Raw genomic sequence first — 3,866 nt, forward strand, 5'->3', positions numbered from 1 at the left:
ATGCAGCTCTGCGTGGAGCCCAGGTCGCGGATGACGCCCTCCATTTGCTTGAAGAGCTTGTCGGCCGCCGAGCGCGCGTCGACGCGGTCGGGCAAGAAGGCCGCGACCTCGGCGGACAAGCTCTCGTCGTAGGCGGCGATCTGGTCGGTCGTGACGCCCGCGCGCATCGAGGCGCGCACGAGAATCTCGTTGTCGTACAGCGGGATGCCCAGCTCGCAGGAAAGCATCTTTCCGATCTCGTGGCCCTCGGCGCCAAAGTCGCGAGCGATCGTGATGACGACGGGGTAGGTGCTCGTGTCGGGGCTGACCTCGACGAGGTTGTTCTGGTTCTCAGCCATGGGAGTCTCCTTACGCGGCGACCGCACGGCGCTGGTAGGCGCGCACGATGAGCGAGATGCCAAAGTTCAGGGCGAAGTACAGCAGGAAGACGAAGCCATAGACAAGCAGCACGTCATTGAGGCTCGTGGTCTTGGCCATGACGACCTTCGAAGTGTACATGAACTCGGCCACATTGATGCCGGCAAGGTAGGAGCTGTCCTTGATGACCGTGGTGCATTGGCTGAACAGGGCGGGAATAATCGTCTTGAAAGTCTGGGGCAGGATGATGAGCCTCATCGTGGCGAAGAAGCCAAAGCCCTGCGACGTTGCGGCCTCGAACTGGCTCCTGGGGATGGCGTTGAGGCCGCCGCGCACGATCTCTGCCATGACCGCCGAGGTGAAGATTGTGAAGGCCAAGACGGAGATCACGACGTCGTTGCCCTTGACGGTGAAGTAGATGAACAGGATCCACAAAAGGTTAGGCGTGCAGCGGAACAGCTCGATGTAGGCGCTCACGAGCAGACGCAGCGGGCGCGGCGCGTAGGACTTCACGAGGGCCAGGATAGTGCCAAAGACGAGCGAAAAGATGATGGCAAAGAAGGAAATGACGAGCGTCTTGCCAAAGCCGCCGAGCATGAAGCTCACGTTCTCGGGGGTAAAGATCTCCATCGGGCTACGCCTCCTTCGCGGGCTCGGGCGTCACGCCGGGGATGACCTTGGCGCGGGGGCGACGCTTGGAGCGGCTCTCGAGCCACTGGACCAGGATCGCCAGCGGGAAGCAGATGAGGAAGTACAGCACGCAGGCCATGATGTAGCCCTGTAGGTAGCCGTAGGTCGAGACAAAGTTGTCGGCGTTGTACATGAGGTCGCCGCCGGCGATGAGGGCAAGCACAGAGGTGTTCTTCACGAGGTTGAGCGCCTGGTTGCACAGCGGGGGCAGGATGACCTTGAACGTCTGCGGCAGCACGATGTAGGCGTAGGACTGCAGGCGCGAGAAGCCCTGCGACAGCGCCGCCTCGAACTGGCCGCGTGGCACGCTCTCGATGCCCGTGCGGATGACCTCGGACACGTAGGCCGCGTGGTAGAGGCCAACTCCCAGGGTGCCCAGCATGAAGGCGCTCGTGCGCACCGGGTCGGCCGTACCTAGGATGGCCTGGAGCAGCTTGGGGCCGGCCATGTACATGAAGAAGACCTGCACCGGCAGCGGCGTGTTCTGGTAGAACTCGACGTACACGCGGCTGATGCCACGCAGCACGCGCGAGCGCGTCGTCGAAAATACGCCGAGGATCGTGCCAAGCACAAGCGACACGGCAAGGCCCGCGAGGACGACCTGCAGGGTCAGGGCAAAGCCCGTCCACAGGGAGTCCATCTCTGCGAAGGTCAGCGACCATCGCATCGGATCGAGGAGTCCGTCTAGCATCTCGTTCCCTTCGTGACTACGTGCGGGGCCGCCCGCTACGTGCGGCGGGCGGCCCCGGCAAGGCCCGCCATGGCAGGCGGGCGGTCGAACAACTTAGAGCAGGCCCCAGGTCTGGATCTCCTCCTCGATCCAGCCGTTGGAGGTGACGTCCTTGACGACCTCCTCGGTGACGCTGGAGAGGTCGGAGCCCTTCTTGGTGGCGATGCCGTAGTCCTGGGCGCCAAACTCGATCTCGGGCTGCAGGAGCTCCTTGTCATCGGTGGTGTAGGTCTTCAGCGTGGAGCGGTCCATCGCGAAGGCGCCGATCTGGCCGGCGTCGAGGGCGCTGTTGATCGACGGGTAGTCGGGGTACTCGTCGAACTGCGGCGTGGCGGAGAAGCCGTTGTCGGAGAGCATCTTGGTAATGGCGTCCTTGGTTGTGGAGCCCTGGGAGACGCCGATGTGCTTGCCGTCGAGGTCGGCCATCGAGGACATGGAGCCCTTCTTGATGAGGATGCCCACGTGGTCGGTGCGATAGGGGTCGGTGAAGTCCCAGCTCTGCTTGCGCTCGTCGGTAATGGTGTAGGTGGCGCAGATGAGGTCGAGGGTGTCGTTGTCGATGAGCGGGCCACGGGTCTTGGGGGTCACGTCGGTGAACTCGACGAGGTCCTTGTCCTTGGCCTCCTCGTAGGTGACGTCGAAGACCTTGGCGGCAACCTGGTAGCACAGGTCGATCTCCATGCCCTCGTACTTGCCGGTGGCAGTGTCGAGCAGGCCGTAGCCCACGACGTCCTTCTTGACGCCGCACTTGAGCTTGCCGCGGTCCTTGATGGTCTGGAGCTTGGAGGCGTTGGAGTCGCTCGAGCTCGAGCCACCGCAGCCAACGAGGCCAAGGCCACAGACGGTGGCGCCGGCGACGCCCATGGTGGAGATGAACTGGCGGCGGGAGATGTTGTGCATGGTGGAGCCCCTTTCGTTGTCGGTAAGAGCAGCTGAGGCTGGCGGACGAGGTCCGCCAGGGGTGGTACCTAGCGAAGAATCTTGGAGAGGAAGAGCTTCGTGCGATCGTGCTGGGGGTTCGTGAAGAAGTGCTCGGGCGTGCCCTCCTCGATGATCTGGCCGTCCTCGACGAAAATCACTCGGTCAGCCACCTCGCGGGCAAAGCCCATCTCGTGGGTGACGCACATCATCGTAATGTTCTCCTGGGCGAGCTCGACCATGACGTTGAGGACCTCCTGGACCATCTCAGGGTCAAGGGCGCTCGTGGGCTCGTCGAACAGGATGATGGGCTGCTTGGTGCACAGGGCGCGGGCGATGGCGACGCGCTGCTGCTGGCCGCCGGAGAGGTTCTGGGGGTACTCCCCCGCCTTGGCCTCGAGACCAACGCGGCGCAGGGCCTCAAGAGCGGTCTTGGTGGCCTCCTCCTTGCTCTTCTTCTGGAGCTTGATAGGAGCCAACGTGAGGTTGCCCAGCACCGTCATGTTGGGGTACAGGTTGAACTGCTGGAAGACCATCGAGGAGTACTTGCGGGCCATCTCGAGGTGGTTCTTCTTGGTGAGCTCGGTCCCGTCGATGGTGATCGTGCCGCTCGTGGGCTCCTCGAGGTAGTTGACGCAGCGGATGAGCGTCGACTTGCCGGAGCCCGAGGGGCCGATGATGACGAGCTTCTCGCCGGCCTTGACCGTGAGATTGATGTCCTTGAGCACGTGGACATCACCGAAGTACTTGTTGAGATTCTTGATCTCGATCATGTTCTTGGCTTCGGCCATAACGTTCATCCCTCTTCTCGTGCAGGTGTTGTTGTCACTGTACGGTAAGCGCGGTTGTTTAAAGTGTAATCCTACCCAAAGTGTAATCCTACCCAACTGTGACTAAGTAGAAACACGCAGGTTACAAGCCTATCGACAATTTTATAACTAATATGGAGGTCGTGATTTGCCTTATATCCCACGCAGGCGCGCTCTATACCTCGAAGGTCAAGAACGAGCTCGTTGGGCGCGGCAGCGGGAACGCTTGCCCAAGGACGATGGGTATGGGCTCCTAGCACACGTGGCTGTATGAAAAAAGCGGGTCGCTTTCGCAACCCGCCTAACATTTGGTAGCCCGTACCAGATTCGAACTGGTGATCTCCGCCTTGAGAGGGCGGCGT

5 protein-coding genes are annotated in these 3,866 nt (G+C 61.7%); all 5 read right to left on the reverse strand.

Annotation, left to right across the window (positions count from 1 at the left end; all coding sequences use genetic code 11):
* Positions 1-338: cytidylate kinase-like family protein (locus tag AC1VTH_RS07260; protein ID WP_481335478.1), on the reverse strand; the 338-nt coding region annotated here is incomplete at its 3' end.
* 10 nt (positions 339-348) lie between these two features.
* Positions 349-987 carry an amino acid ABC transporter permease gene (locus AC1VTH_RS07265; RefSeq protein ID WP_293826815.1) on the reverse strand — a complete coding sequence of 213 codons (639 nt, stop codon included), beginning with the start codon at positions 985-987 and terminating at the stop codon, positions 349-351.
* A 4-nt stretch (positions 988-991) separates the two neighbouring features.
* Entirely contained in the window at positions 992-1,738 is a 747-nt protein-coding gene (locus AC1VTH_RS07270) for an amino acid ABC transporter permease (protein ID WP_293673864.1), read from the reverse strand.
* 93 nt (positions 1,739-1,831) lie between these two features.
* Positions 1,832-2,677 carry a transporter substrate-binding domain-containing protein gene (locus tag AC1VTH_RS07275; protein ID WP_481335479.1) on the reverse strand — a complete coding sequence of 282 codons (846 nt, stop codon included), beginning with the start codon at positions 2,675-2,677 and terminating at the stop codon, positions 1,832-1,834.
* A gap of 68 nt (positions 2,678-2,745) precedes the next feature.
* Positions 2,746-3,486, reverse strand: a complete 741-nt coding sequence (locus tag AC1VTH_RS07280) for an amino acid ABC transporter ATP-binding protein (RefSeq protein WP_481335480.1) — start codon at positions 3,484-3,486, stop codon at positions 2,746-2,748.
* Positions 3,487-3,866: the final 380 nt, after the last annotated feature.

The sequence above is a fragment of the Parolsenella sp. genome (assembly GCF_982402205.1).